The sequence below is a fragment of the Nocardioides sp. genome, from assembly GCF_035547795.1.
Taxonomy (GTDB): domain Bacteria; phylum Actinomycetota; class Actinomycetes; order Propionibacteriales; family Nocardioidaceae; genus Nocardioides.
This window is the reverse complement of the sequence record NZ_DASZUF010000157.1, coordinates 1-21968: the sequence shown is the minus strand read 5'-3', so window position 1 is coordinate 21968 and position 21968 is coordinate 1. Positions and strand designations below refer to the sequence as shown.

Sequence of the window (21968 nt, the reverse complement as noted above, 5' to 3'; positions counted from 1 at the left end):
CGATTACCTCGACTCGCTCACCCATATCCGGCGCCTCGCCGAATCCGGCGACGTGGCCGTCGTGCTGCCCGGCCACGGACCGGTCGTGACCGAGCCGGGTCCGGCCGTCGAGTTCTACCTCAGCCACCGTGCTGCACGTCTCGCCCAGGTAGAGGCCGCCGTGGCGGCCGGTGACCGCACAGCTGAGGAGATCGTGCGACGCGTGTACGCGGACGTCGATCGTGGACTGTGGCCGGCTGCGGAGCTGTCTGTACGCGCGCAGCTCGAATACCTCGAATCGCGCGGCTAATAGGGCTAAGCGAGCTACGGCTAAGACAGCGCGACTCAGGTAAGGCCGCGCCAGTCAGTAACGCTGCGCCAGTCAGCTAACGCAGACCCAACCGTCTAACGCGCGCGCCGCGCGAGACGCACGGTGTCCAGCAGCACGACCGCCCGCGCTTCCAGCTTGATCCAGCCGCGCTGCGCGAAGTCGGCCAGCGCCTTGTTGACCGTCTCGCGGGAGGCGCCGACCAGCTGGGCCAGCTCCTCCTGGGTGAGGTCGTGATGCACGTGCACGCCGTCGTCGGCGGTGCGGCCGAAGCGGTCGGCGAGGTCGAGCAGCGCCTTGGCGACGCGGCCCGGCACGTCGGAGAAGACCAGGTCGGCGACCACGTCGTTGGCCTTGCGCAGCCGGCCGGCCAGCTGGGCCAGCAGGCCGCGGGCGACCACCGGTCGGCCGTCGAGCCACTTGAGCAGGTCCTCGTGCGAGAGCGAGGCGAAGGTGGCGTCGGTGACGGCGGTGACGGTCGCCGAGCGCGGGCCGGGGTCGAAGAGCGACAGTTCGCCGAACATCTGACCGGGCCCCATGATGGCCAGCAGGTTCTCACGCCCGTCGGAGGAGGTCCGGCCGAGCTTGACCTTGCCGTCGAGCACGACGTAGAGCTTGTCGCCCGAGTCGCCCTCGTGGAACAGCACGTCGCCTCGGCGCAGCTTCGTCTCCGACATCGATGCGTGCAGCGCCGCCATCGACTCGTCGTCGAGCGCGCTGAACAGCGGCGCCTGACGGAGTACGTCGTTGTCCACGCCCATCTCCTCCTGGATCCCCCCGCGCCGCATGCGCGGTCACGGCGAATCCTATCCGTGCCATAAGTCACATCGAGTGGAAGTCCGCTCCCGCACACCTTATCGGCACCGGCCCGCCGGCGGATGGTCGCACTGTCGGTGTCGCGCCGTACCCTTGCCCCTGTGCCCGCTGCCGTGACTGTTCCGCCGTCGACGAGCCTGGTCAGGCGCGCCCGCAAGGTCGACCGGATTCTGGCCGAGACCTACCCCGACGCCAAGGCCGAGCTCGACTTCGACAACCCCTTCGAGTGCCTGGTCGTCACCGTGCTCTCCGCCCAGACCACCGACAAGCGGGTCAACGCGGTCAAGCCGTCGCTGTTCGCCGCCTATCCGGACGCGAAGGCGATGGCCGCGGCCGACCGCGCCCACCTGGAGCAGATCGTCGGCCCGCTCGGCTTCTTCCGGGCCAAGACCGACAGCCTGCTGCGGCTCTCGGCGGCCCTCGTGGAGGAGTACGACGGCCAGGTCCCGCGCACGCTCGAGCAGCTGGTCAAGCTGCCCGGCGTGGGCCGCAAGACCGCCAACGTCGTGCTCGGGAACGCGTTCGGGCTGCCCGGCATCACCGTCGACACCCACTTCGGCCGGCTCGCCCGCCGGCTCGGTTGGACCGAGCAGACCGACCCGGTCAAGGTGGAGCACGAGGTCGGGGCGCTCTTCCCCAAGCGGGACTGGACGATGCTCTCCCACCACCTGATCTGGCACGGCCGACGCCGGTGCCACGCCCAGAAGCCGGCCTGCGGGGCCTGCCCGGTGGCGAAGCTGTGCCCCTCCTACGGCATCGGTCCCACCGACCCCGAGGCGGCGGCCAAGCTGGTCCGGACCGAGGGGCGCAATTGAGGCGGCTGGCGGCGCTGGTCGCCGTAGTCCTGCTGCTGACCGGCTGCGGCGCCAAGGACCTCGTGGTCGCGCCGAACCCGTCCAAGATCGACGTGAGCACCCCGGACCTGGTCGCGCTGAAGGCCACGTCGCAGGTTCCGGACTGCCCCAAGCCTCAGGTGCACGGCGGCGTCCTGCCGCATCTCACCCTCAAGTGCCTCGGCGGCGGCACCAGCGTGGACCTGTCCACGCTGAAGGGCCCGCTGATCATCAATTTCTGGCAGTCGGCCTGCACGCCCTGCCGCAAGGAGATGCCCGCGCTGGAGGCCTTCCACCAGCAGTACGGCGACCAGGTTCCGATCCTCGGCGTCGACACCACCGACACGCTGCCCGGGGTCGCGCTCAAGCAGGCGATCAAGCGGGGCATCACCTATCCGCTCGTGGCCGACCCGGGCGGCGATCTGCAGACCACCAAGCTGCACATCCGCGGTACCCCCGCGTTCTGGATGCTGTCCGCCGACGGCAAGCTCAGCTACCACATCGGTGGCCTGACCTCGGTCGACCAGGTCAGGCAGATGGCCGACGCCGCCCTGGGACTGCACCTGTGACCCCCGACTGGCTCCGCCCCGTGGCCGACGCGCTGGAGACCATCCAGGGCAGCGACCTGACCGCGTTCCTGCCGCCCGACGATGTGGAGCCGCGCGAGGGCGCGGTGCTGATCCTCTTCGGGGAGGGCGAGTCCGGGCCGGACCTGCTGCTGACCGAGCGCTCCCACACCATGCGCTCGCACCCGGGCCAGGTCAGCTTCCCGGGCGGCTCGATCGACCCCGGGGAGACGCCTCGGCAGGCGGCGCTGCGCGAGGCCCAGGAGGAGACCGGCCTCGACCCGGCCGGCGTCGAGGTGATCGGCGAGCTGCCGCAACTGTGGCTGCCGCCGTCCAACTTCGCCGTCACGCCGGTGGTCGGCTGGTGGCGCGACCCCTCGCCGGTCTCGGTCCGCAGCCTGGAGGAGGTGCACGCCATCTACCGGGTGCCGATCGCCGAGCTGCGCGACCCGGCGCACCGGATCCGGGTGCGCTCGCCGCGCAACCCCGACTGGCTCGGCCCCGGGTTCCTGATCGGTCCGGACAAGGACGTCATCCTGTGGGGCTTCACCGGCGGGATCGTGGCGCGGCTGTTCGGCTACCTCGGCTGGATCGAGGACGTCGCCGACGCGCCGATCACCGAGCTGCCGGCGTACATGCTGCGGGGGAGGACGGCCCATGAACGTCCTTGACTGGCTGCTGGTCGTCCTCGTCGCCGCGTACGCCCTCTCCGGCTACTGGCAGGGCTTCATCACCGGCGCGTTCGCGACCGCCGGGCTGCTGCTGGGCGGCCTGTTCGGCGTCTGGCTGGCGCCGAAGGCGCTCGGCAACGCCAACCCGTCGATGTGGGTCTCACTGGGGGCGCTGTTCATCGTGATCCTGGCCGCGTCGCTGGGCCAGGGCATCCTGCAGTACGCCGGAGCGCGGGTGCGCGACCGGATCCGCTGGCGGCCGGTGCGCCTCGTCGACGCCGTCGGTGGGGCCGCGCTCTCGGCCGCGGCCGTGCTGCTGGTCGCCTGGGCGCTGGGTGTGGCCGTCACCGGCACCCGGATCAGCGGCCTGACCTCGCTGGTGCGCAACTCCACCGTGCTCAGCCATGTCAACGGCGTCCTCCCGCAGCAGGCCGCACGCGGGCTGCAGGCGTTCAACAACGTGGTCGGGACCAGCTTCTTCCCGCGTTACCTCGAGCCGTTCGCGCCCGAGCGGATCGTGAAGGTCGGCCCCGGGCCGGCCAAGCTGAAGACCGACCCGGACGTGATCCGGGCGGCGGCCAGCGTGCTCAAGGTCCGCGGTGCGAGCTCGTGCGGCCGCGGCGTGGAGGGCAGCGGCTTTCTGATCGCCCCGCGCTACCTGATGACCAACGCGCACGTGGTTGCCGGCGTCTCCGACCCCACCGTCCTCGTCGGGGGTACCACCCAGGACGCCACCGTGGTCGCCTACGACCCGCGCCTGGACCTCGCCGTACTGCACTTCGACAGCGGCAACCTGCCAGCCCTCTCCTTCGCCGGGCCGCAGCAGGCCAAGGAGGGCGTCGCGATCCTGGGCTATCCCGAGGACGGGCCGTTCGACCTGGAGCCGGGCCGGGTGCGCTCGCAGCAGCGGCTCCGCTCGCCGGACATTTACGGCTCGGGGACGGTCATCCGTGACGTCTACTCGCTGCGCGGACTGATCCGCCCGGGCAACTCCGGCGGCCCGATCGTCGACGCCGACGGCAAGGTGGCAGGCGTGGTCTTCGCGGCCTCGGTCACCGACCCCGACACCGGCTACGCGCTGACCGCCGCCCAGGTGGAGAAGACCGCCTCGGCAGCGGTCGGCCTCACCGCGCCGGTCTCCACCGGCGGCTGCGCCTCCTGAGTCCGCTCACCTCCAAAGTGTCACGGTGACACTTTGGGCTGAGCGTGACAGTTGCGAAGTGTCACTGACCCAGCGAACTGTCACGGTGACACTTTGGCGAGGGGGCCTACTTGCCCTTGAGCGCCTGGGGGATCTGCTTGCCCTGGGCGATCGCCCGCTCGGGCGCCTTGACCTTCTTCAGGCTCTTGACGCCGAGCAGCACCAGCAGCCCGGCAAGGACCAGGTAGAGCCCGAAGACGATCAGGAACGACCACTTCAGCGACAGCCCGTGGCCGTCCCAGTTGATCAGGTAGGCGATGGCCACCGAGAGCATGATCACCGCGAGGACGGCGATGAAGCCGGCGGCGGCGAACATCGCGATCCCGACCCCGCCGGCGGTGACGCTGACCTTCAGCTCCGACTTCGCCAACTCGATCTCCTTGGAGATCAGGGTGGAGATGTCACGGCTGGCCTCGGCGACCAGGCGGCCGATGGTGGGCTCGTCCGTCGTTGCCTTCACGGGTTCGGTGGCCATGCCCGTACCTTACCGACCGCCACCCGAGTTCACAGCGCTTGCAGGTCTCACTCGCTGATCATCGGCACGCGGCAGATGGCGGCGGCCTTCGGGACGAAGCTGCCCTGCACGATCACCGACGCCAGCACGACCACGAAGACGATGTCGTACAGATGGCCGGCGTGCGCGGCATGGGTCGTCACCGCGAAGAGGCCGAGCAGGATGGGCACCGCACCCTTCAGGCCGCCCCATGACAGGAACGCCCGCTCGCTCCAGGTGAGCCCGCTTCGCACCAGCAGGAGGGCCACGGCGATGGGCCGGACGGCCAGTGTCGTCGCCGCGAAGAGCACCAGGCCGATCCAGACGGCGTCAGTCGTGAACACCCGGCTCAGGTCGACGGTGAGACCGAGCGCCACGAACGCCGCGATCTCCGCCAGGCTGGCCAGGCCGGCCGTGAAGCGCTCGGTCGCCAACCGGTGGGGTACGTCGGCCTCGCCGATGATCACACCGGCGAGCAGAACGGCGAGGAAGCCGGACCCGTCGAGGGCCGCGGCGCTGCCGTAGATCAAGAAGGCCGCCACGATCGAGCGCACCGGACGCAGCCCCTCGTTCGAGATCGGCATATGGCGCATCACCCAGGCCAGGCCGGTGCCACCGGCGACTCCCACGGCCACGCCCACCACCAGCTGGAGGGCGAACGTCGCCAGCCCGTGGCCGAACGCACCCCATCCGGCGCCCGAGCTGCCGAGGATGGCGATCATCAGCGCGATGCCCACCGGGTCGTTGGCCCCGGACTCGCCCTGGAGGATGGTGCCGGTGCTGCCGGCGATCTCTCGCCCGGCGAGGACGTTGAAGACGACCGCCGGATCGGTCGGCGACAGCGCGGTCGCCAGGAGCAGCGCCTCGCGCCAGTCCAGGCCGATCAGCAGGTGGCCGATCAGGGCGAGACCTGCTGCCGTGATCACCGTGCCGGCGACACCCAGGACCATGATGGGCCTCGCCGCCGAGCGGAACCGAGGCAGTCCGATCTGCATTCCCCCGTCGAACAGGATGATGACCAGCGCGACCGTGACGAGCCGCTCGTTGGCGATACCCGAGAGCTGGTGCAGGCGCGGGATCAGGTCCGAGACGGCCGCCGCGACGAGCAGGAAGATCGCCGGCGTCGGGATCCGCAGCAGGCTGCTGAGCCGATTGGACGCGATCGCCAGCGCGAACGCCGCGGCGACGCACAGGATGATCGTGCCGAAGACTGGTCCGTCGTGCATGCGGCAGTGGCTCCTCAGGGGTCGTCGGACGAACGCCGACCAGACTTCCCGGCACACCTGGATCCACCGTAGCGGGCCGGGTCAGATCACGTGCAGCGACTGGAGCCCGTGGACGAGGATCTCGACGCCGATGGCGAGGATGAGGAAGCCGATGATGCGCACCAGGGCGCCGATGCCGGTCGGGCCGAGCCGGTCGACCAGCGGCGTGCCGAAGCGCAGCACCAGCACCATCAGGGCGCTGATCACTGCCGCCGCGATCACGATCCCGATCCGGTTGCCCCAGCCGGGGTGCCGGGCGGTGAGGGCGATGACCACGCCGATCGCGCCGGGCCCGGCGATCAGCGGCAGCGCCATCGGCGAGAACGAGATGTCCTGCTTGACCCGGGCGTGGTCCTGCTCGGCCGCGTCGAGCCGGGGCGTGGAAGTGATCATGCCGAAGCCGGAGTGGGCGACGACCAGTCCGCCCGCGACCTGGAGGGCGCCGAGCGTGATCCCGAACGCGTTGAGCACCAGCGTGCCGAACAGGGTGAAGACGGCCAGGATGCCGAAGACGTAGAGCCCCGTGCGGGTGGCCTGGCGGCGTACCTCGCTCGGTGCCATGTCGCCGGTCAGGCCGGCGTACGCCGCCAACGCGCCGACCGGGTTGGTGATCGGGAGGAGGGCGCCGAGCGCCGTACCTGCTACCGCGATGACCTGCATGGGCCATCTCTACCAGGACGCAGAACTGCTGGGTTGGTCGCGACCGGCACGGTGTGTCGGGCGACCAACCCAGCAGTTTCGGGTGGGAGGCGCTCAGTCCTCGGTGGACTGTGCCTGGCCGGCGGCGATGAGCTCCATGATCGAGCTGTCCGCCAGCGTGGTGGTGTCGCCGACGGCGCGCTTCTCCGCGACGTCGCGCAGCAGCCGGCGCATGATCTTGCCGGAGCGCGTCTTGGGCAGCTCGGGCACGATCATGATCGCCTTGGGCTTGGCGATCGGGCCGATCTCCTTGCGGACGTGGTTGGACAGCTCCTGGTGGCAGTCCTGGCTCGGGGCGTCCTCGCGCAGGATGACGTAGGCCACCACGGCCTGGCCGGTGTCGGGGTCGGTGGCGCCGACCACAGCGGCCTCGGCGACGTAGGGGTGGGAGACCAGGGCCGACTCGATCTCGGTGGTGGAGAGCCGGTGTCCGGAGACGTTCATCACGTCGTCGACCCGGCCGAGCACCCAGATGTCGCCGTCCTCGTCCTTCTTCGCGCCGTCACCGGCGAAGTAGTAGCCAGCTCCGTTGTTGGCGTCGGCGAAGCGCGCCCAGTAGGTGTCGACGTAGCGCTGGTCGTCGCCCCAGATGGTGCGCAGCATCGAGGGCCACGGCTCGGTGAGGACCAGGTAGCCGCCCGAGCCGTTCGGCACCGGGTTGCCGGCGTCGTCGACCACGTCGGCCCCGATCCCGGGCAGGGGGGTCATCGCGGAGCCCGGCTTGCCGGCGGTCACGCCCGGCAGTGGGCTGATCATGATCGCGCCGGTCTCGGTCTGCCACCAGGTGTCGACCACCGGGGTGCGGTCCTTGCCGATCACATGCCGGTACCAGACGTAGGCCTCCGGGTTGATCGGCTCCCCGACCGAACCGAGGATGCGCAGCGACGACATGTCGTACTTGTCCGGGACCTCGTTGCCCTGCTTCATGAACGAGCGGATCGCGGTCGGGGCGGTGTAGAAGATCGTCACCTTCTTCTCGGCGATGATCTGCCACCAGCGGCCCCGCTCCGGGAAGTCCGGGGTGCCCTCGTAGAGGACCTCGGTCGCCCCGTTGGCCAGCGGGCCGTAGACGATGTAGGAGTGCCCGGTCACCCAGCCGATGTCCGCGGAGCACCAGTAGATGTCGGTCTCCGGCTTGAGGTCGAAGACCGCCCAGTGGGTGTAGGCGGCCTGGGTGAGGTAGCCGCCGGTGGTGTGCAGGATGCCCTTCGGCTTGCCGGTGGTGCCGGAGGTGTACATCACGTAGAGCGGGTGCTCGGCGTCGAACGCCTCCGGCGTGTGCTCGGTGGAGGCGGAGCCGACCGCGTCGTGCCACCACACGTCCACGTCCTCGTCCCACCCCACGTCCTGGCCGGTACGACGGACCACCAGCACCTTCTCCACCGTGTGACCGGCGTTGGCGGCGATCTCGCGGGCCTCGTCGACGGCCGGCTTCAGGGCCGACGCAGCGCCGCGCCGGTAGCCGCCGTCGGCGGTGACCACCACCTTGGCCTGGCAGTCCTCGATCCGGGAGGCGAGCGCCTCGGCCGAGAAGCCGCCGAACACGACCGTGTGCGGCGCGCCGATGCGGGCGCAGGCGAGCATCGCCACGATCGCCTCGGGGATCATCGGCATGTAGATCGCGACCCGGTCGCCGGTGGCCACGCCCAGCGCGGTCAGCGCGTTGGCGGCCTGCGATACCTCGTCCTTGAGCTGGGCGTAGGTGATGTCGCGCTCGTCGCCGACCGGCTCCCCCACCCAGTGGATCGCCACCCGGTCACCGAGGCCGTTCTCGACGTGCCGGTCCACGCAGTTGTACGCCGCGTTCAGCTTGCCGCCGACGAACCACTTGGCGAACGGCGCCTTGTCCCAGTCCAGGACGCGGTCCCAGGGCTGCGACCAGGTCAGCCGCTGCGCCGCCTTGGCCCAGTAGGCCTCGCGGTCGGCCGCGGCCTCGGCGTACGCGTCGGCCTTCACGTTGGCGCTCGCGGCCAGGTCCGCGGGCGGCTCGAACCGGCGGTGTTCGTGCAGCAGGTTCGACAGGGTCTCTTCGCTCACGTGTGATCACTTCCCGTGCATTATGTTGAATCGTGGCCTACGCCACACTAGCCCGCTGGGACCAGTGTGGCGCAGGCGGATGGGCGAGGGGCAGTGCCTCAGTTGCGGGGCGCGACCGGCAGCAGTTGGCGCTTGAAGGTGAAGGCGGTGACGCCGGCGAACGAGGCGTACCAGGCCGCCAGCGCGGTCAGGATGCCGAGGTAGCCGCCGATCTTGATCCAGTTCGAGGACTCCTTGTCGAACCACCCGATCGCCAGGATCAGGAAGGTGACGGTCAACAGGACGAACACGGTGAGGACCGCTCCGGAGACGCGGGTCGCGGCCACGGTCATGTAGGCGGTGAAGATCGCCCAGCCGAGCAGGAAGATCCCGACCACCTTGTAGCCGTCGGGGCCGAGGTGGGCCAGGTCCTTCTCGGCCAGCCACCAGAAGGCGACCCAGAAGCCGCCGTAGGAGCAGAAGGCGGTAGCGCCGAAGGTGTTGCCCTTGGCGAACTCCCACATGCCGGCGGCGAACTGGCAGATGCCGCCGTAGGCGAGCGCGAGACCGAGCGCCCCGCCGACGAGTGCCTGGGGAACGATGTTGGCGTTGACGCAGCTGAGGACGAAGGTGGTGAGGGCGAAGGCGCCCAGCCCGAGCGGGGCGGGATCGGCGATGTGAGCGCCGGGGAGGGGCCGGGAGATAGGCGCCTCGGTCGGGCTTCCGGTGCCGTAGTTGGTGGACATGTCGTGCTCCTTTGAGAACGCAGGACTGGACCATCCCGGGTGTCCGGGCACCACGACGCTAGCCATGCTCGCGCCGGCGCCACAGCGTGCGCGTGGGGGGCATTCGGTGGGCGGCGGAAACCCTGCGATGTGTGCTGGGTCACATCCGACGAGCGGTCGCTCTGGTACGACGAACGGCGTGCCCAGGGCGGTCGAGACCGGCTCAGTCGGCGTTGCGCGGCCGGAACGCCCCGCGGTCGACCGCGACCGCCTCGGGGGTGTGCAGCCGCACCATGGTGCGCGCCACGTGGGCCGGCTGCGTGGTCGCCACCGAGACCAGCACCATGGTGGCGAACGCCAGCGGCACGGTCAGGAGCGCGGGCTGGGAGAGCACCGCGCCGCCGAGGCCGCCGTAGCTGTGCCCAAAGAGCGCCACCATCACCGCGGCGGTGGACAGCGTGCCACCCACGCTCATGCCGGTGATCGCGCCCGCCGCGGTCAGGCCCGGCCACCAGATGCCGAGCAGCAGCATCGGGCAGAACGTCGAGGCCGCCACCGCGAACGCCAGCTCCACCGAGTGCGCCACCGCCAGCCCGGTGGAGAGCACCGTCAGGGCCAGCGTGGCCAGCGCCCCGAACGCGGCCGAGATCCGGAAGGCGGCGACGCCGCTGAAGCGCCGGCCCAGTACGTCCTGGCCGATCACCCCGGCGATGGAGAGCACCAGCCCCGAGGAGGTGGAGAGGAACGCCGCGAAGGCGCCCGCGGCCAGCACCGCGGTGAGCAGGTCGGCCACGGTGCCGTGCAGGACGTGGCCGGGCAGGTCGAGGACCGCGGTGTCGCTGGGGTCGCCCGCGGAGATGGTGCTCAGGTAGCGGCGGCCCAGGACGCCGTACACAGGTGGCAGCAGGTAGAAGGCGCTGAGCAGGCCGAGGACCGCCACGGTGGTGCGGCGGGCGGCGTACCCATCCCGGTTGGTGTAGAAGCGGACCACCACGTGCGGCAGCCCCATCGTGCCCAGAAACGTCGCCAGGATCAGCGAGTAGGTCAGGTAGAGGCTGTGCGGGCCGCGCATCGGCTCGACCCAGTCGGTGGCGTCGAGCCGGGCCGCGGCGCCGGCCGCGCCGCCGCCGTGGTGCAGCAGCAGGAAGGCCAGCGGCGTGAGCAGCGCCGCCAGCTTGAGCCAGTACTGCACCGCCTGGACCAGGGTGATGCTGCGCATCCCGCCGGCCACCACGCCGAGCAGCACCACCAGCGCGACGGCGGTGGCGCCGACCCACGACGGGGCGCCGGTGAGGGTGTGCACCGTGAGGCCGGCACCCTGGAACTGCGGGATGAGGTAGAGCACCGCGATGAGTACGCCGAGCGCGCTGGCCAGCGTGCGCGCCGGCTGCGACTCCAGCCGGAACTCGGCGAAGTCGGGCAGCGTGTAGGCGCGGCTTCGGCGCAACGGGGCCGCGACGAACAGCAGCAGCACCAGGTAGCCCGCCGTCCAGCCGACCGGATACCAGAGCATGTCGACACCGCGCGCCATCACCAGCCCGGCGACGCCGAGGAACGACGCGGCGGACAGGTACTCCCCGCTGATCGCGGCGGCGTTGGTCGCCGGACCGACCGTGCGGGAGGCGACGTAGAAGTCGCTGGTGGTGCGAGAGATGCGCAGTCCGAAGGACCCGACCGCGAGGGTGAGGACGCAGACCAGCAGGGCCGCCAGGGCGGTGATCGCCTCGCGGCTCACGGCCTCATCACTGGGGACCCCCGACCAGATCCTGGAATGCCCGCTCGTTGCGCTCGGCGCGCCGGACGTGACGCAGCCCGAGCCCGATGATCACCGGGTAGCAGCACACGCCGAGCAGCAGCCACGCCAGCGGTACGCCGAGGATGCGGCCGTGTCGCAGCCACGGCACCAGCACGAACAGCAGCGGCAGCGCGCCGACCGTCACCACCAGGATCGCCAGGTTGCCCAGCGCCAGCCGCAGCTGGCTGCGGATGAGCGAGCGCATGTAGACCTCGCCGACGGCGCTCTGCGCGTCGATCTCGCCGGGCACGGTGGTCCGCCGCGGTCGCCGGGTCGGCGGCGCCATCACCCGCACCCGCTGCGGCGGCGGGGTAGGCGAGCCGCTCATCCCTCGCCCCGCCGGGTGCGGCGCAACTGCTCGCGCAGCGCCGGCGTGTGCCGTCGGCTGACCTGGAGCTCGCGGCCGCCGACCAGCACCGCCACCCGGCCCTCCTCCTCGCGGATCTCCTCCACGTGCGGCAGCGAGACCAGCAGCGAGCGGTGGATCCGGACGAACCCGGTGTCGCGCCAGCGCTCCTCCAGGCTGGAGATCGGCAGCCTGACCAGGTGGCTGCCGGTGGCGGTGTGCAGCCGGCTGTAGTCGCCCTGGGCCTCCACGAAGCTGACCTGCGAGCGTGACACCAGCCGGGTCACGCCGCCCAGCTCCACCGCGATGGTGTCGTCGCGTGGCGCCGTGGCCCCGCCGTCGACGACGCGCCGTACTGCCTCGCGCAGGCGCTCCTCGCGCACCGGCTTGAGCAGGTAGTCGACCGCCCGGAGGTCGAAGGCGTCCACCGCGTGCTCGGCGTGGGCGGTGACGAAGACCAGCTGCGGCGGGGTGCGGAACCGGGCCAGCACGGCGGCCAGCTCCAGGCCGGACAGACCCGGCATCGCCACGTCGAGGAAGACCGCGTCGACGTCACGCTCCTGCAGCAGCCGCAGCGCCTCGGTGCCGGAGCCGGCACAGGTGACCTCCGCGATCCGCTCGTCCCGCTCGAGGAGATAGGCCAGCTCGTCGAGGACCGGCCGCTCGTCGTCCACCACCAGGATCCGCAGGCCGCTCATGGATGCACCCCGTGGGCGTACTTCGGCACCCGCACCGTCACCTTCGTCCCGGCGCCGGGCGCCGTCTCCACCATCAGTCCGTAGCCCTCCCCGAACGTCGAGCGCAACCGCTCGTCGACGTTGAACAGTCCCACCGAGTCCAGCGACGCGTCCCCGGCGAGCACGCGCCGGATCCGCTCGGGGTCCTCGCCCACGCCGTCGTCCTCGATCGTGATCACCGCCTCCCGGTCCAGGTCGCGGGCCAGGATCTGCACCGATCCGCCCTCGGGGCGCGGCGCCAGGCCGTGGCGTACGGCGTTCTCGACCAGCGGCTGCAGGCTCAGCACCGGGATCGTCACCGGCAGCACCTCGGGGGCGATCCGTAGGGTGACGCCGAGCCGGTCGCCGAACCGGGCCTGCTCCAGCACCAGGTAGCGCTCGATCGATTGCAGCTCCTCGGCCAGGGTGGTGTAGTCACCCAGCCGGCGGAAGGAGTAGCGAGTGAAGTCGGCGAAGTCGAGCAGCAGGTCGCGGGCCCGGTCGGGGTCGGTGCGCACGAAGGACGCGATCGCGGTGAGGCTGTTGTAGACGAAGTGCGGGCTGATCTGGGCGCGCAGCGCGCGCACCTCGGCCTCCATCAGCCGGGACCGGGACGCGTCGAGCTCGTCCAGCTCCAGCTGGCCCGAGACCCAGCCGGCCAGCTCGGTGGTGGCCCGGACCAGCACCGCCGACGCGCGGCCGGTGAAGACCTGCAGCGTGCCGACCACCCGGTCGTCGACCGTGAGTGGGGAGACCACCGCGTGCCGGATGTCGCAGGCCGGGTCGCCGCACCGGAACTCGCGGTGGTCGCGCACCGTCGTGGACCCGTCGGCCACCCCCTCGCGGGCGAGCTGGGCGGCGTGCTGCTCGTGCTGGACCGCGCCGCCGTCCCACGCCAGCAGGCTCTCGGTGTCGGTCAGCGCGACCGCGGGAGCGGCGACCAGGGAGCGCAGATGCCGCACCGACTCGCCGGCCGAGGTCAGGGTGAGGCCGTCGCGCAGCGCGCTGGTCATCAGGGAGGCGGTGTGCAGCGTGCGGAACGTCGCCCGGTCCACTTCGGTGCCGAGGTGGCCGCGCCGCCTCCACCAACTCATGCGCGCCATCGTAGGCCCGCGGCCAGGCCGTGAGGCCGTGAGCACAAATTGACCCGCCGCGAACGCGGACGGCGTGGGCCCGTGACAGCCGGTGGCGAGCATCCTGGCCATGAGCACTGGAACCGTCAGCCGCAGGACCCGGCGCTGGATCGATGAGTGGCGTCCCGAGGATCCGGCCTTCTGGAGCCGCACCGGCAGCGCGATCGCGCGCCGCAATCTGCTCTGGTCGATCTTCGCCGAGCACCTCGGCTTCTCCATCTGGATGATCTGGAGCGTCAGCTCGGCGTTCCTGGCCACGGTCGGCTTCGACTTCAGCCCGCAGCGGCTGTTCGTCCTGGTCGCGATCCCGAGCGCTGTCGGCGCACTGCTGCGGCTGCCCTACACCTTCGCGGTGCCCGCCTTCGGCGGCCGGAACTGGACGATCTTCTCCGCGCTGGCACTGCTGGTGCCCACGGCCGGCTATGCCGTCGCGGTGACCCACCCGGCTACGCCGTACTGGGTCTTCTGCGTGATCGCGGCGTTCGCCGGCCTGGGCGGCGGCAACTTCGCCTCGTCGATGACCAACATCAACTTCTTCTACCCGGCCGCCCGGAAGGGGACCGCGCTCGGCCTCAACGCCGCCGGCGGCAACCTCGGCGTCTCGCTCATCCAGTTCCTGCTGCCGGTGATGGTCGGCGGCGCCGGCGTCTTCGGCCTGGTCCGGGCGTCGGGCCACGGCGTCCACCTGCAGTACGCCGCCTACGTCTACGGCGTGCTGTGCCTGGTCGCGGCGGCCGGCGCGTACCTGTTCATGGACAACCTCGGCACGGCCCGGTCCGCGCCGCGGGAGCAGCTGACGGTGCTGCGCAACCGGCACACCTGGGTGATGGCGTTCGTCTATGTCGGGACGTTCGGGTCCTTCATGGGCTACAGCTCGGCGATGCCACTGCTGATCAAGCTCAACTTCTGGCGCCAGCCTGTGCCCACCGCGCCCGGCATCGGGATCAACTTCGCCTACTACGCCTTCCTCGGCGCCCTGGTCGGCTCCGCGACCCGGCCGCTGGGCGGCTGGCTGGCCGACCGGTACGGCGGCGCCAGGATCACCGTCGCGTCCTTCGGCGCGATGATCCTCAGCACCCTCGCGGTGCTGGTCACGCTGACCCGGCTCGAGGCGCTGCCGGCGTCGGGCCCCGCGATGGTGGCGGCGGTGCGCCACAACGAACACGTCTTCGGCTGGTTCCTGGCGGCGTTCCTGGTGGTCTTCGCGGCGACCGGCGTCGGCAACGGATCGGCGTACAAGATGATCCCCGGGCTCTACCCGACCCAGGCGCAGTCCTCGGCGGCGCTGGGCCTGATCGGCGCGGTCGGGGCGCTGGGCGGGTTCCTCATCCCGATCTCGTTCAACAGTCCGTGGGTCTCCTCGCCGCTGGCGGCGACCAAGGCGGCGTTCGTCGCCTTCACGCTCTTCTACGCGGCCTGTGCGCTGGTGTGCGCGCTCGCCTACCTCCGCCCGCGGCGCGCCGCCGCCACCACGCTGGCGGACGCCCGGATCTGATGACCGACACGCACTGCCCCTACTGCAGCCTCCAGTGCGGGATGACGCTGACCCGGCGTGGTCCCGCACTGGAGGTCTCCGCACGGTCCTTCCCGGTCAACGACGGCGCACTGTGCCGCAAGGGCTGGACAGCGACCGGGCTGCGCGGCTCGCGAGAGCGGCTCACCACGCCGCTGGTCCGCGACCGGGCCACCGGCGAGCTGACAGCGGTGGGCTGGGACGACGCGCTGGACCGGATCGCCGGCCGGCTGGCGGCGCTGCGCGCCGAGCATGGATCCGACGCCAACGCCGTCTTCGGCGGTGGTGGTCTGACCAACGAGAAGGCCTACCTGCTCGGCAAGCTCGCCCGGGTGGCGCTGGGCACCAGCCAGATCGACTACAACGGCCGCTGGTGCATGTCCTCGGCGGCGAGCGCGGCCAACCAGGCGTTCGGGATCGACCGCGGGCTGCCGTTCCCGCTCGCCGACATCGAGCGGACCGACGTGCTGGTCCTGGTCGGCTCCAACCTGGCCGAGACGATGCCGCCGGCCGCGCGCCACCTCGACCGGCTCCGCGAGCGGGGCGGCCGGCTGGTGGTGATCGACCCGCGCCGCACCCCGACCGCCGAGCGAGCCGACCTGTTCCTGCAGCCGGTGCCGGGGACCGACCTGCCGCTGGCGCTCGGCGTACTCCATCTGCTGGACGCGGCCGGCGCGGTCGACGAGGCGTATGTGGCGTCCCGGACCACCGGGTTCGAGGAGGTACGGCGCAGCGCGGCCGCGTGGTGGCCCGAGCGGGTGGAGCGGGTCACCGGGATCGAAGCCGGGCAGGTGCGGGAGCTGGCCGCGCTGCTGGGCGGCACCCGCAAGGCGATGGTGCTCACCGCCCGCGGTGCCGAGCAGCATGCCCAGGGCACCGCCACCGTGCTGGCCTGGATCGACGTCGCGCTCGCGCTCGGCCTGCCCGGCCGGCCCGACGCCGGCTACGGCTGCCTGACCGGGCAGGGCAACGGCCAGGGCGGCCGCGAGCACGGCCAGAAGGCCGACCAGCTGCCCGGCTACCGCTCGATCACCGACCGGGCCGACCGGGTCCACGTGGCCCGGGTGTGGGGTGTCACGCCGGAGGAGATCCCCGGCCCGGGCCGCAGCGCCTACGAGCTGCTCACCGCGCTCGGCACCCCCGGCGGCCCCCGGAGCCTGCTGGTGTTCGGCTCCAACATCGTCGTCTCCGCGCCCAACGCGCTGGCGGTCACCGAGCGGCTCGCCGCCCTCGACCTGCTGGTGGTCGCGGACATCGTGATGAGCGAGACCGCGGCGATGGCCGACGTGGTGCTGCCGGTCACCCAGTGGGCCGAGGAGACCGGCACGATGACCAACCTCGAGGGTCGGGTGATCCTGCGCGAGCAGGCGGTGAGCCCGCCCGAGGGCGTCCGATCCGACCTCGACGTCATCGCCGGGCTAGCCAGCCGGCTCGCGGCGCCCGGCGACTGGCCGACCGAGCCGGAGGAGGTCTTCGCCGAGCTGTGCGCCGCCTCCACGGGCGGGCGGGCCGACTACGCCGGGATCAGCTACCGCCGGATCCGCGCCGAGAACGGCGTGTTCTGGCCCTGTCCGTCGGCCTCCCACCCCGGGACGCCGCGGATGTTCGCCGACTCCTTCGCCCATCCCGACGGTCGTGCCCGCTTCGTCCCGGTCGAGCACCACGGGCCGGCCGAGGGCGTGTCCGCGGCGTACCCGATCCATCTGACCACCGGCCGGGTGCTGGCGCAGTACCAGTCCGGCGCGCAGACCCGGCGCATCCGTGAGCTGCCCGACGAGGGGGCGTTCGTGGAGCTGCACCCGCTGCTCGCCACCCGGATCGGCGTACGGGACGGCGAGCCGGTGCTGGTCCGCACCGCTCGCGGCGAGCTGAAGGCCCCGGCGCGGGTGGTGGCGACCATCCGGCCCGACACCGTCTTCGTGCCATTCCACTGGGTCGGGGCGAACAGGCTGACCAACGACGCGCTGGACCCGGTCAGCCGGATGCCGGAGTTCAAGGTCTGCGCCTGCGCGGTGAGCGGATGAGTCCCGGGCGGGTCGTGGTGGTCGGCAACGGCATGGCCGCCGTCCGGCTGGTCGAGAGTCTGGTCGCTCGCGGCGTGGACGCGGGGATCACCGTGCTGGGCGAGGAGTCGGTGGCGCCGTACAACCGGATCCTGCTCTCCGCCGTGCTCGAGGGCACCCACCGCGCCGACGCGATCACGCTCCGCTCCCCGCAGTGGTACGCCGACCATGGCGTCGACCTGCGGCTGGGCGCCCGGGTCGTCGACGTCCACCGTGACCGGCGCGAGGTCGAGCTGGCGGACCGGTCACGGGTGCGCTACGACCGACTGGTGCTGGCCACCGGCAGCATCCCGACACTGCCGCCGATCCGCGGACTGGTCCGGCCCGACGGTCGGCTGCACGAGCGGGTGCACGCGTTCCGCAGCCTGGCCGACTGCACCCGGCTGCTCGGGGCGCTTCCGGCCGCGCGGCAAGCGGTGGTGGTGGGCGGTGGACTGCTCGGCCTCCAGGTCGCCCGGGCGCTGTCCATCCGAGGGATCGCGACCGAGATCGTGGAGGGCGGCGAGCACCTGCTGCGCGGTCACGTCGAGCCTCGGGCCGGCGCGATGCTGCGGCGTAGCCTGGAGCGGCTCGGCACCACCGTCTACACCGGGGCGCGGGCGGTGCGGCTGACCGAGGACGGCCTGCGGCTCGACAACGGCGTCACCCTCGACACCGACCTGGTCGTGCTCGCCGCGGGCGGGCGGCCGAGCATCAACCTGGCCCGCCGCTGCGGGTTGGCCACCCGGCGGGGCATCGTCGTCGACGACACGCTCACCTCGGTGGACGACGAGCGGATCCACGCCGTCGGCGACTGCGCCGAGCACGGTCGGCGTACCTCCGGGTTCGTGCCGCCGGCCTGGGAGCAGGCCGACCTGCTCGCGGCGCGGCTGACCGGTGGCTCGGCGACGTACGCCGGACACCGGCCGGTCGCCCGGCTGCGCGCCACCGGACTGGACGTCGCGGTCCTCGGCGACCTCGCCGAGAGCGGCGAGGTCGTGCAGGTCGCCAACCCGGTCACCGGCAGCCTGCGCCGGCTGGTGGTGCGCGACGGGGTGATCGTCGCCGCCACCCTGGTCGGCGACCTGTCCCGGATCGGGCTGATCACCCAGGCCTACGACCGCGGCACCGTGCTCGGGCCGCACGAGCCGGGCGGCCTGCTGATGGGCGTCGCCGCCGAACGCTCCGGCCCGGCCGACCTGCCCGACGACGCCGAGGTCTGCGCCTGCGCCGGCGTCTCCGCCGGCCGGATCCGAGGCTGCACGTCGCTGGCCGACGTCCGCGAGCGCACCCGCGCCACCACCGGCTGCGGGGGCTGCACCGACGCCGTCACGACGCTGCTCGGCGCCCGTGTCGGAGGGTGATGGTTCGTCGAGGTAGGCAGGGCGGCCTCGATGAGCCGACGTCGTGAGGTCGTGAGCGAAAGGTGACGTGCTCTCTACACCGGCAACACAGAGGCCGAACACACGCTTCCTAGCGTCGTCGCATGCACACGCGGAAGAGACTCGTCGTCGCCGGCCACGGCATGGTCGGGCACCGGTTCGTCCAGGCCGCCATCGAGCGCGGGCTGACCGAGACTCACGACATCGTCGTGATCGGCGAGGAGCCGCGCCCGGCCTACGACCGGGTCGGGCTCACCTCGTGGTTCGAGGTCGGCAGTGCCGAGCTCAGCCTGCTGCCCTCGGGTGAGTACGACGACCCGCGGGTGCGTCTCATCCTCGGCACGCCCGTCACCGCCGTCGATCGCGACGCGTGCACGGTCACCCTGGCCGGCGGAGCGGTGCTCGACTACGACGAGCTGGTGCTGGCCACCGGCGCGGCGCCGTTCGTCCCGCCGGTGCCGGGCACCGACCTGCGCAACGTCTTCGTCTACCGCACCATCGAGGACCTGGAGGCGATCGCCGCCGCCGCACGGACCGCCTGCAGCGGCGCGGTCATCGGCGGCGGCCTGCTCGGCCTGGAGGCGGCCAACGCGCTGCGCGGCCTCGGCCTGGAGACGCACGTGGTCGAGATGAACCCACGGCTGATGAGCGTCCAGGTCGACGAGGCCGGCGGCCGGGTGCTGGGCCGCCACATCGAGGGTTTGGGCATCACCATCCACACCGACCGGGCCACCGAGGCCATTCTCGGCGACGGCCGCTGCGCCGGCCTGCGGTTCCGCGGCGTCGAGGAGCCGCTGCCGGTCGACCTGGTGGTCTTCTCCGCCGGCATCCGCCCCCGCGACGGGCTCGCCCGTGCGGCGGGGCTCGAGGTCGCCGAGCGGGGCGGCGTACTCGTCGACGAGCAGTGCCGCAGCAGCGATCCGCATGTGTGGGCGATCGGCGAGTGTGCCGCCCCGGCGGGCCGGATGTATGGCCTGGTCGCGCCGGGTTACGCCATGGCCGAGGTGGTGGTCGACGCGCTGCTGGGTGGCGCCGGCCGGTTCGAGGGCGCCGACATGTCGACCAAGCTGAAGCTGATGGGCGTGGACGTGGCCAGCTTCGGCGACGCGTTCGGGACCACGCCGGACTGCCTGGAGCTGGTCTTCAACGACGCCGTGGCCGGCGTGTACAAGAAGCTGGTCATCAGCGCGGACGGCAGGCGGCTGCTGGGCGGCATCCTGGTCGGGGACGCCTCGGCGTACGGCGTCCTGCGGCCGATGGTCGGCGCCGGCATCGAGCTGCCGGCCAACCCCGAGGAACTGATCCTGCCGGCTGCGTCCGGGAACGGACCCCAGCTGACCCTGCCGGCCGACGCCCAGGTCTGCTCGTGCAACAACGTCACCAAGGGCGAGATCGAGGCCGCCGTCGACGCCGGCTGCCACAGCGCCGCCGAGGTCACCGAGGCGACCAGGGCCGGCGCCACCTGCGGCTCGTGCAAGGTCCAGGTGAAGAAGATCGTCGAGGACCACTTCGCCGCCCAGGGCAGGACCGTCGACAGGTCGCTGTGCGAGCACTTCAGGCTCACCCGGGCCGAACTGTTCGACGTGGTGCTCGTGCACGGCTACCGATCCTTCGACGAGATCGTCGCCGCGCACGGCACCGGGCGTGGCTGCGACGTCTGCAAGCCGACGGTGGCCAGCATCCTGGCCTCCCAGCTGAGCGGCCACGTCCTGGCCGAGGGCCGGCACACACTGCAGGACACCAACGACGCCTATCTCGGCAACCTGCAGAAGAACGGCACCTACTCCGTCGTACCGCGCATCCCCGGTGGCGAGATCACCCCCGAGGGACTGATCGCGATCGGCGAGGTCGCCCGCGAGTTCGGGCTCTACACCAAGATCACCGGCGGCCAGCGCATCGACCTGCTCGGCGCCCGGATGGAGCAGTTGCCAGCGATCTGGCGCCGACTGGTCGACGCCGGTTTCGAGTCCGGCCACGCCTACGGCAAGTCGCTGCGCACGGTGAAGTCCTGCGTCGGCTCGACCTGGTGCCGCTACGGCGTGCAGGACTCGGTCGGCCTGGCCATCGAGCTCGAGCTGCGCTACCGAGGGCTGCGCAGCCCGCACAAGCTCAAGGGCGGCGTCTCCGGATGCGCCCGGGAGTGCGCCGAGGCCCGCGGCAAGGACTTCGGCATCATCGCCACGGAGAGGGGCTGGAACCTGTACGTCGGCGGCAACGGCGGCGCCGTGCCCGCCCATGCCCGGCTGCTCGCCGGCGATCTGTCGACCGAGGAGCTGATCCGGTGCCTGGACCGGTTCCTGATGTACTACATCCGCACCGCCGACCGGCTGCAGCGGACCTCCGCCTGGCTCGACGCCGTCGAGGGTGGCCTGGACCGGGTCCGCGAGATCGTCGTCGACGACGCGCTCGGCCTCGGCGCGGAGCTGGAGCGGGCGATGGCCCGGCACATCGACTCCTACGTCGACGAGTGGCGGGCGACCGTGGAGGATCCGGAGAAGCTGCGCCGGTTCGTCTCGTTCGTCAACGCCCCCGAGGTGCCCGACCCGAACATCTCCTTCGGCGTCGCCCGCGGCCAGATCGTCCCGGCGGTACCCGACGGCCCGGTGCTGGTCAGCGGAGCCGTGATCCCGGTGGGTGGTGCGCGGTGATGACCTCGGCGTACACGACCGTCTGCGCGCTCGCCGACATCCACGTCGAGTCGGGGGTGGCGGCCCTGGTCGAGGGCCGGGCGGTGGCCGTGTTCCGCACGTACGCCGGCGACGTCTTCGCGCTGTCGAACTACGATCCCTTCTCGCGGGCCTCGGTGCTGGCGCGCGGCATCGTGGGCACCCGCACGGTCGAGGGGAGAACGGTGGACGTCGTGGCGAGCCCGATGCACAAGCAGGCCTTCGACCTGCGGACCGGGCGGTGCCTCGACGACCCGTCGGTGCGGGTGCCGACGTACGACGTCGTGGTCGCCGACGGGATGATCCTGGTGGACGCGCGTGGGTGAGGTCCCGCTGCAGGGCTTCCGGATCGGGGTGACGGCCGCCCGCAAGGCCGAGGAGCAGATCGCGCTGCTGGAGCGTCGCGGGGCGCGCGTCGAGTGGGCGCCGGCGCTCAGCACCGAGCCGAACCGGGTGGATGCGGCCGCGCTGCGGGCGGCCACCGAGAAGGTCCTGGCCGAGCCGGTGGACATGTTCCTGGCGACCACCGGGGTCGGCACTCGGGCCTGGTTCGACGCCGCCGAAGAGTGGGGGCTGCTGGAGCCGCTGCTGGACTCGCTGCGCCGCGCCGAGATCCTGGCGCGCGGGCCCAAGTCGGTCGGAGCGCTGCGCCGGCGCGGGCTGCGCGAGCTGTGGGCGCCGGAGTCGGAGGAGTTCGACGACGTGCTGGCGCATCTGCGCGGGCGCGACCTGACCGGCAAGCGGATCGTGGTGCAGGAGCACGGCCAGTCGTTGTCGATGGTG

At 71.9% G+C, this 21968-nt stretch carries 20 protein-coding genes and 1 pseudogene; 11 read left to right on the top strand and 10 right to left on the bottom strand.

The features are described 5' to 3' along the window. Positions 1-289, top strand: a pseudogene (locus VHA72_RS10650) (MBL fold metallo-hydrolase); the annotation flags it as partial. 95 nt (positions 290-384) lie between these two features. On the opposite strand, the gene VHA72_RS10645 reads toward VHA72_RS10650, so the two are convergent. After that, positions 385-1062, bottom strand: coding sequence for a Crp/Fnr family transcriptional regulator (locus VHA72_RS10645; protein ID WP_524538590.1), 678 nt, complete (start codon positions 1060-1062; stop codon positions 385-387). Between the two features lie 123 nt (positions 1063-1185). On the opposite strand from VHA72_RS10645, the gene nth reads away from it, so the two are divergent. The 4 genes from nth to VHA72_RS10625 are packed head-to-tail and all read left to right on the top strand — an operon-like array spanning position 1186 to position 4355. Beyond that, complete coding sequence (gene nth / locus VHA72_RS10640) at positions 1186-1938, top strand: endonuclease III (protein WP_325575008.1); 753 nt, start codon at positions 1186-1188, stop codon at positions 1936-1938. Next, a complete protein-coding gene (locus VHA72_RS10635; RefSeq protein WP_325575006.1) occupies positions 1935-2525 on the top strand; it encodes a TlpA family protein disulfide reductase in 591 nt (196 codons plus the stop codon). The genes nth and VHA72_RS10635 overlap by 4 nt, the downstream gene beginning before the upstream one ends. A gap of 20 nt (positions 2526-2545) precedes the next feature. Next, positions 2546-3193 carry an NUDIX hydrolase gene (locus VHA72_RS10630; RefSeq protein ID WP_325575004.1) on the top strand — a complete coding sequence of 216 codons (648 nt, stop codon included), beginning with the start codon at positions 2546-2548 and terminating at the stop codon, positions 3191-3193. Continuing rightward, entirely contained in the window at positions 3180-4355 is a 1176-nt protein-coding gene (locus tag VHA72_RS10625; protein ID WP_325575002.1) for a MarP family serine protease, read from the top strand. The genes VHA72_RS10630 and VHA72_RS10625 overlap by 14 nt, the downstream gene beginning before the upstream one ends. A 106-nt stretch (positions 4356-4461) precedes the next feature. Here VHA72_RS10625 and VHA72_RS10620 read toward each other — a convergent pair whose 3' ends face one another. The 9 genes from VHA72_RS10620 to VHA72_RS10580 form a co-directional block, all read right to left on the bottom strand. Then, positions 4462-4869 (bottom strand): phage holin family protein, encoded by a 408-nt coding sequence (locus VHA72_RS10620; protein ID WP_325575000.1) that lies wholly within the window; start codon positions 4867-4869, stop codon positions 4462-4464. Positions 4870-4916: 47 nt separating this feature from the next. Next, a complete protein-coding gene (locus tag VHA72_RS10615) occupies positions 4917-6113 on the bottom strand; it encodes a cation:proton antiporter domain-containing protein (RefSeq protein ID WP_325574998.1) in 1197 nt (398 codons plus the stop codon). Between the two features lie 81 nt (positions 6114-6194). Continuing rightward, positions 6195-6812 carry a MarC family protein gene (locus VHA72_RS10610; protein ID WP_325574996.1) on the bottom strand — a complete coding sequence of 206 codons (618 nt, stop codon included), beginning with the start codon at positions 6810-6812 and terminating at the stop codon, positions 6195-6197. A 93-nt stretch (positions 6813-6905) separates the two neighbouring features. Next, the gene (acs, locus tag VHA72_RS10605) at positions 6906-8888 is read right to left on the bottom strand and encodes an acetate--CoA ligase (protein WP_325574994.1); all 1983 of its coding nucleotides are present in this window, start codon (positions 8886-8888) and stop codon (positions 6906-6908) included. A gap of 98 nt (positions 8889-8986) precedes the next feature. Further along, a complete protein-coding gene (locus VHA72_RS10600; RefSeq protein WP_325574992.1) occupies positions 8987-9613 on the bottom strand; it encodes an acetate uptake transporter in 627 nt (208 codons plus the stop codon). Positions 9614-9815: 202 nt separating this feature from the next. After that, positions 9816-11327: a sodium/solute symporter gene (locus VHA72_RS10595; protein ID WP_325574990.1), complete on the bottom strand. Its 1512-nt coding sequence runs from the start codon at positions 11325-11327 to the stop codon at positions 9816-9818. 7 nt (positions 11328-11334) lie between these two features. Beyond that, positions 11335-11715, bottom strand: a complete 381-nt coding sequence (locus VHA72_RS10590) for a hypothetical protein (protein ID WP_325574989.1) — start codon at positions 11713-11715, stop codon at positions 11335-11337. Next, positions 11712-12431 carry a LytR/AlgR family response regulator transcription factor gene (locus VHA72_RS10585; RefSeq protein WP_325574988.1) on the bottom strand — a complete coding sequence of 240 codons (720 nt, stop codon included), beginning with the start codon at positions 12429-12431 and terminating at the stop codon, positions 11712-11714. Before VHA72_RS10585 ends, VHA72_RS10590 begins: the two co-directional genes overlap by 4 nt. Beyond that, complete coding sequence (locus VHA72_RS10580; protein WP_325574986.1) at positions 12428-13543, bottom strand: sensor histidine kinase; 1116 nt, start codon at positions 13541-13543, stop codon at positions 12428-12430. Before VHA72_RS10580 ends, VHA72_RS10585 begins: the two co-directional genes overlap by 4 nt. Positions 13544-13652: 109 nt before the next feature. On the opposite strand from VHA72_RS10580, the gene VHA72_RS10575 reads away from it, so the two are divergent. The 6 genes from VHA72_RS10575 to VHA72_RS10550 form a co-directional block, all read left to right on the top strand. Further along, complete coding sequence (locus VHA72_RS10575; protein WP_325574984.1) at positions 13653-15077, top strand: MFS transporter; 1425 nt, start codon at positions 13653-13655, stop codon at positions 15075-15077. Continuing rightward, a complete protein-coding gene (locus tag VHA72_RS10570) occupies positions 15077-17119 on the top strand; it encodes a molybdopterin oxidoreductase family protein (RefSeq protein ID WP_325574982.1) in 2043 nt (680 codons plus the stop codon). The genes VHA72_RS10575 and VHA72_RS10570 overlap by 1 nt, the downstream gene beginning before the upstream one ends. Continuing rightward, complete coding sequence (locus VHA72_RS10565) at positions 17116-18501, top strand: FAD-dependent oxidoreductase (protein ID WP_325574980.1); 1386 nt, start codon at positions 17116-17118, stop codon at positions 18499-18501. Before VHA72_RS10570 ends, VHA72_RS10565 begins: the two co-directional genes overlap by 4 nt. Positions 18502-18623: 122 nt before the next feature. After that, the gene (gene nirB / locus VHA72_RS10560) at positions 18624-21167 is read left to right on the top strand and encodes a nitrite reductase large subunit NirB (RefSeq protein ID WP_325574978.1); all 2544 of its coding nucleotides are present in this window, start codon (positions 18624-18626) and stop codon (positions 21165-21167) included. Beyond that, the gene (nirD, locus tag VHA72_RS10555) at positions 21167-21511 is read left to right on the top strand and encodes a nitrite reductase small subunit NirD (RefSeq protein ID WP_325574976.1); all 345 of its coding nucleotides are present in this window, start codon (positions 21167-21169) and stop codon (positions 21509-21511) included. Before nirB ends, nirD begins: the two co-directional genes overlap by 1 nt. Further along, positions 21504-21968: uroporphyrinogen-III synthase (locus VHA72_RS10550; protein WP_325574974.1), on the top strand; the 465-nt coding region annotated here is incomplete at its 3' end. The genes nirD and VHA72_RS10550, both read left to right, overlap by 8 nt.

Excerpts from the sequence above, each read along its gene's own strand:
- VHA72_RS10570 (WP_325574982.1), top strand. The coding sequence starts at position 15,077 with ATGACCGACACGCACTGCCCCTACTGCAGCCTCCAGTGCGGGATGACG.
- nirB (WP_325574978.1), top strand. The coding sequence starts at position 18,624 with ATGCACACGCGGAAGAGACTCGTCGTCGCCGGCCACGGCATGGTCGGG.
- VHA72_RS10625 (WP_325575002.1), top strand. The coding sequence starts at position 3,180 with ATGAACGTCCTTGACTGGCTGCTGGTCGTCCTCGTCGCCGCGTACGCC.
- VHA72_RS10585 (WP_325574988.1), bottom strand. The coding sequence starts at position 12,431 with ATGAGCGGCCTGCGGATCCTGGTGGTGGACGACGAGCGGCCGGTCCTC.
- VHA72_RS10575 (WP_325574984.1), top strand. The coding sequence starts at position 13,653 with ATGAGCACTGGAACCGTCAGCCGCAGGACCCGGCGCTGGATCGATGAG.
- nth (WP_325575008.1), top strand. The coding sequence starts at position 1,186 with ATGGTCGCACTGTCGGTGTCGCGCCGTACCCTTGCCCCTGTGCCCGCT.
- VHA72_RS10615 (WP_325574998.1), bottom strand. The coding sequence starts at position 6,113 with ATGCACGACGGACCAGTCTTCGGCACGATCATCCTGTGCGTCGCCGCG.
- VHA72_RS10565 (WP_325574980.1), top strand. The coding sequence starts at position 17,116 with ATGAGTCCCGGGCGGGTCGTGGTGGTCGGCAACGGCATGGCCGCCGTC.
- VHA72_RS10610 (WP_325574996.1), bottom strand. The coding sequence starts at position 6,812 with ATGCAGGTCATCGCGGTAGCAGGTACGGCGCTCGGCGCCCTCCTCCCG.
- nirD (WP_325574976.1), top strand. The coding sequence starts at position 21,167 with ATGACCTCGGCGTACACGACCGTCTGCGCGCTCGCCGACATCCACGTC.
- VHA72_RS10590 (WP_325574989.1), bottom strand. The coding sequence starts at position 11,715 with ATGAGCGGCTCGCCTACCCCGCCGCCGCAGCGGGTGCGGGTGATGGCG.
- VHA72_RS10600 (WP_325574992.1), bottom strand. The coding sequence starts at position 9,613 with ATGTCCACCAACTACGGCACCGGAAGCCCGACCGAGGCGCCTATCTCC.
- VHA72_RS10620 (WP_325575000.1), bottom strand. The coding sequence starts at position 4,869 with ATGGCCACCGAACCCGTGAAGGCAACGACGGACGAGCCCACCATCGGC.
- VHA72_RS10580 (WP_325574986.1), bottom strand. The coding sequence starts at position 13,543 with ATGAGTTGGTGGAGGCGGCGCGGCCACCTCGGCACCGAAGTGGACCGG.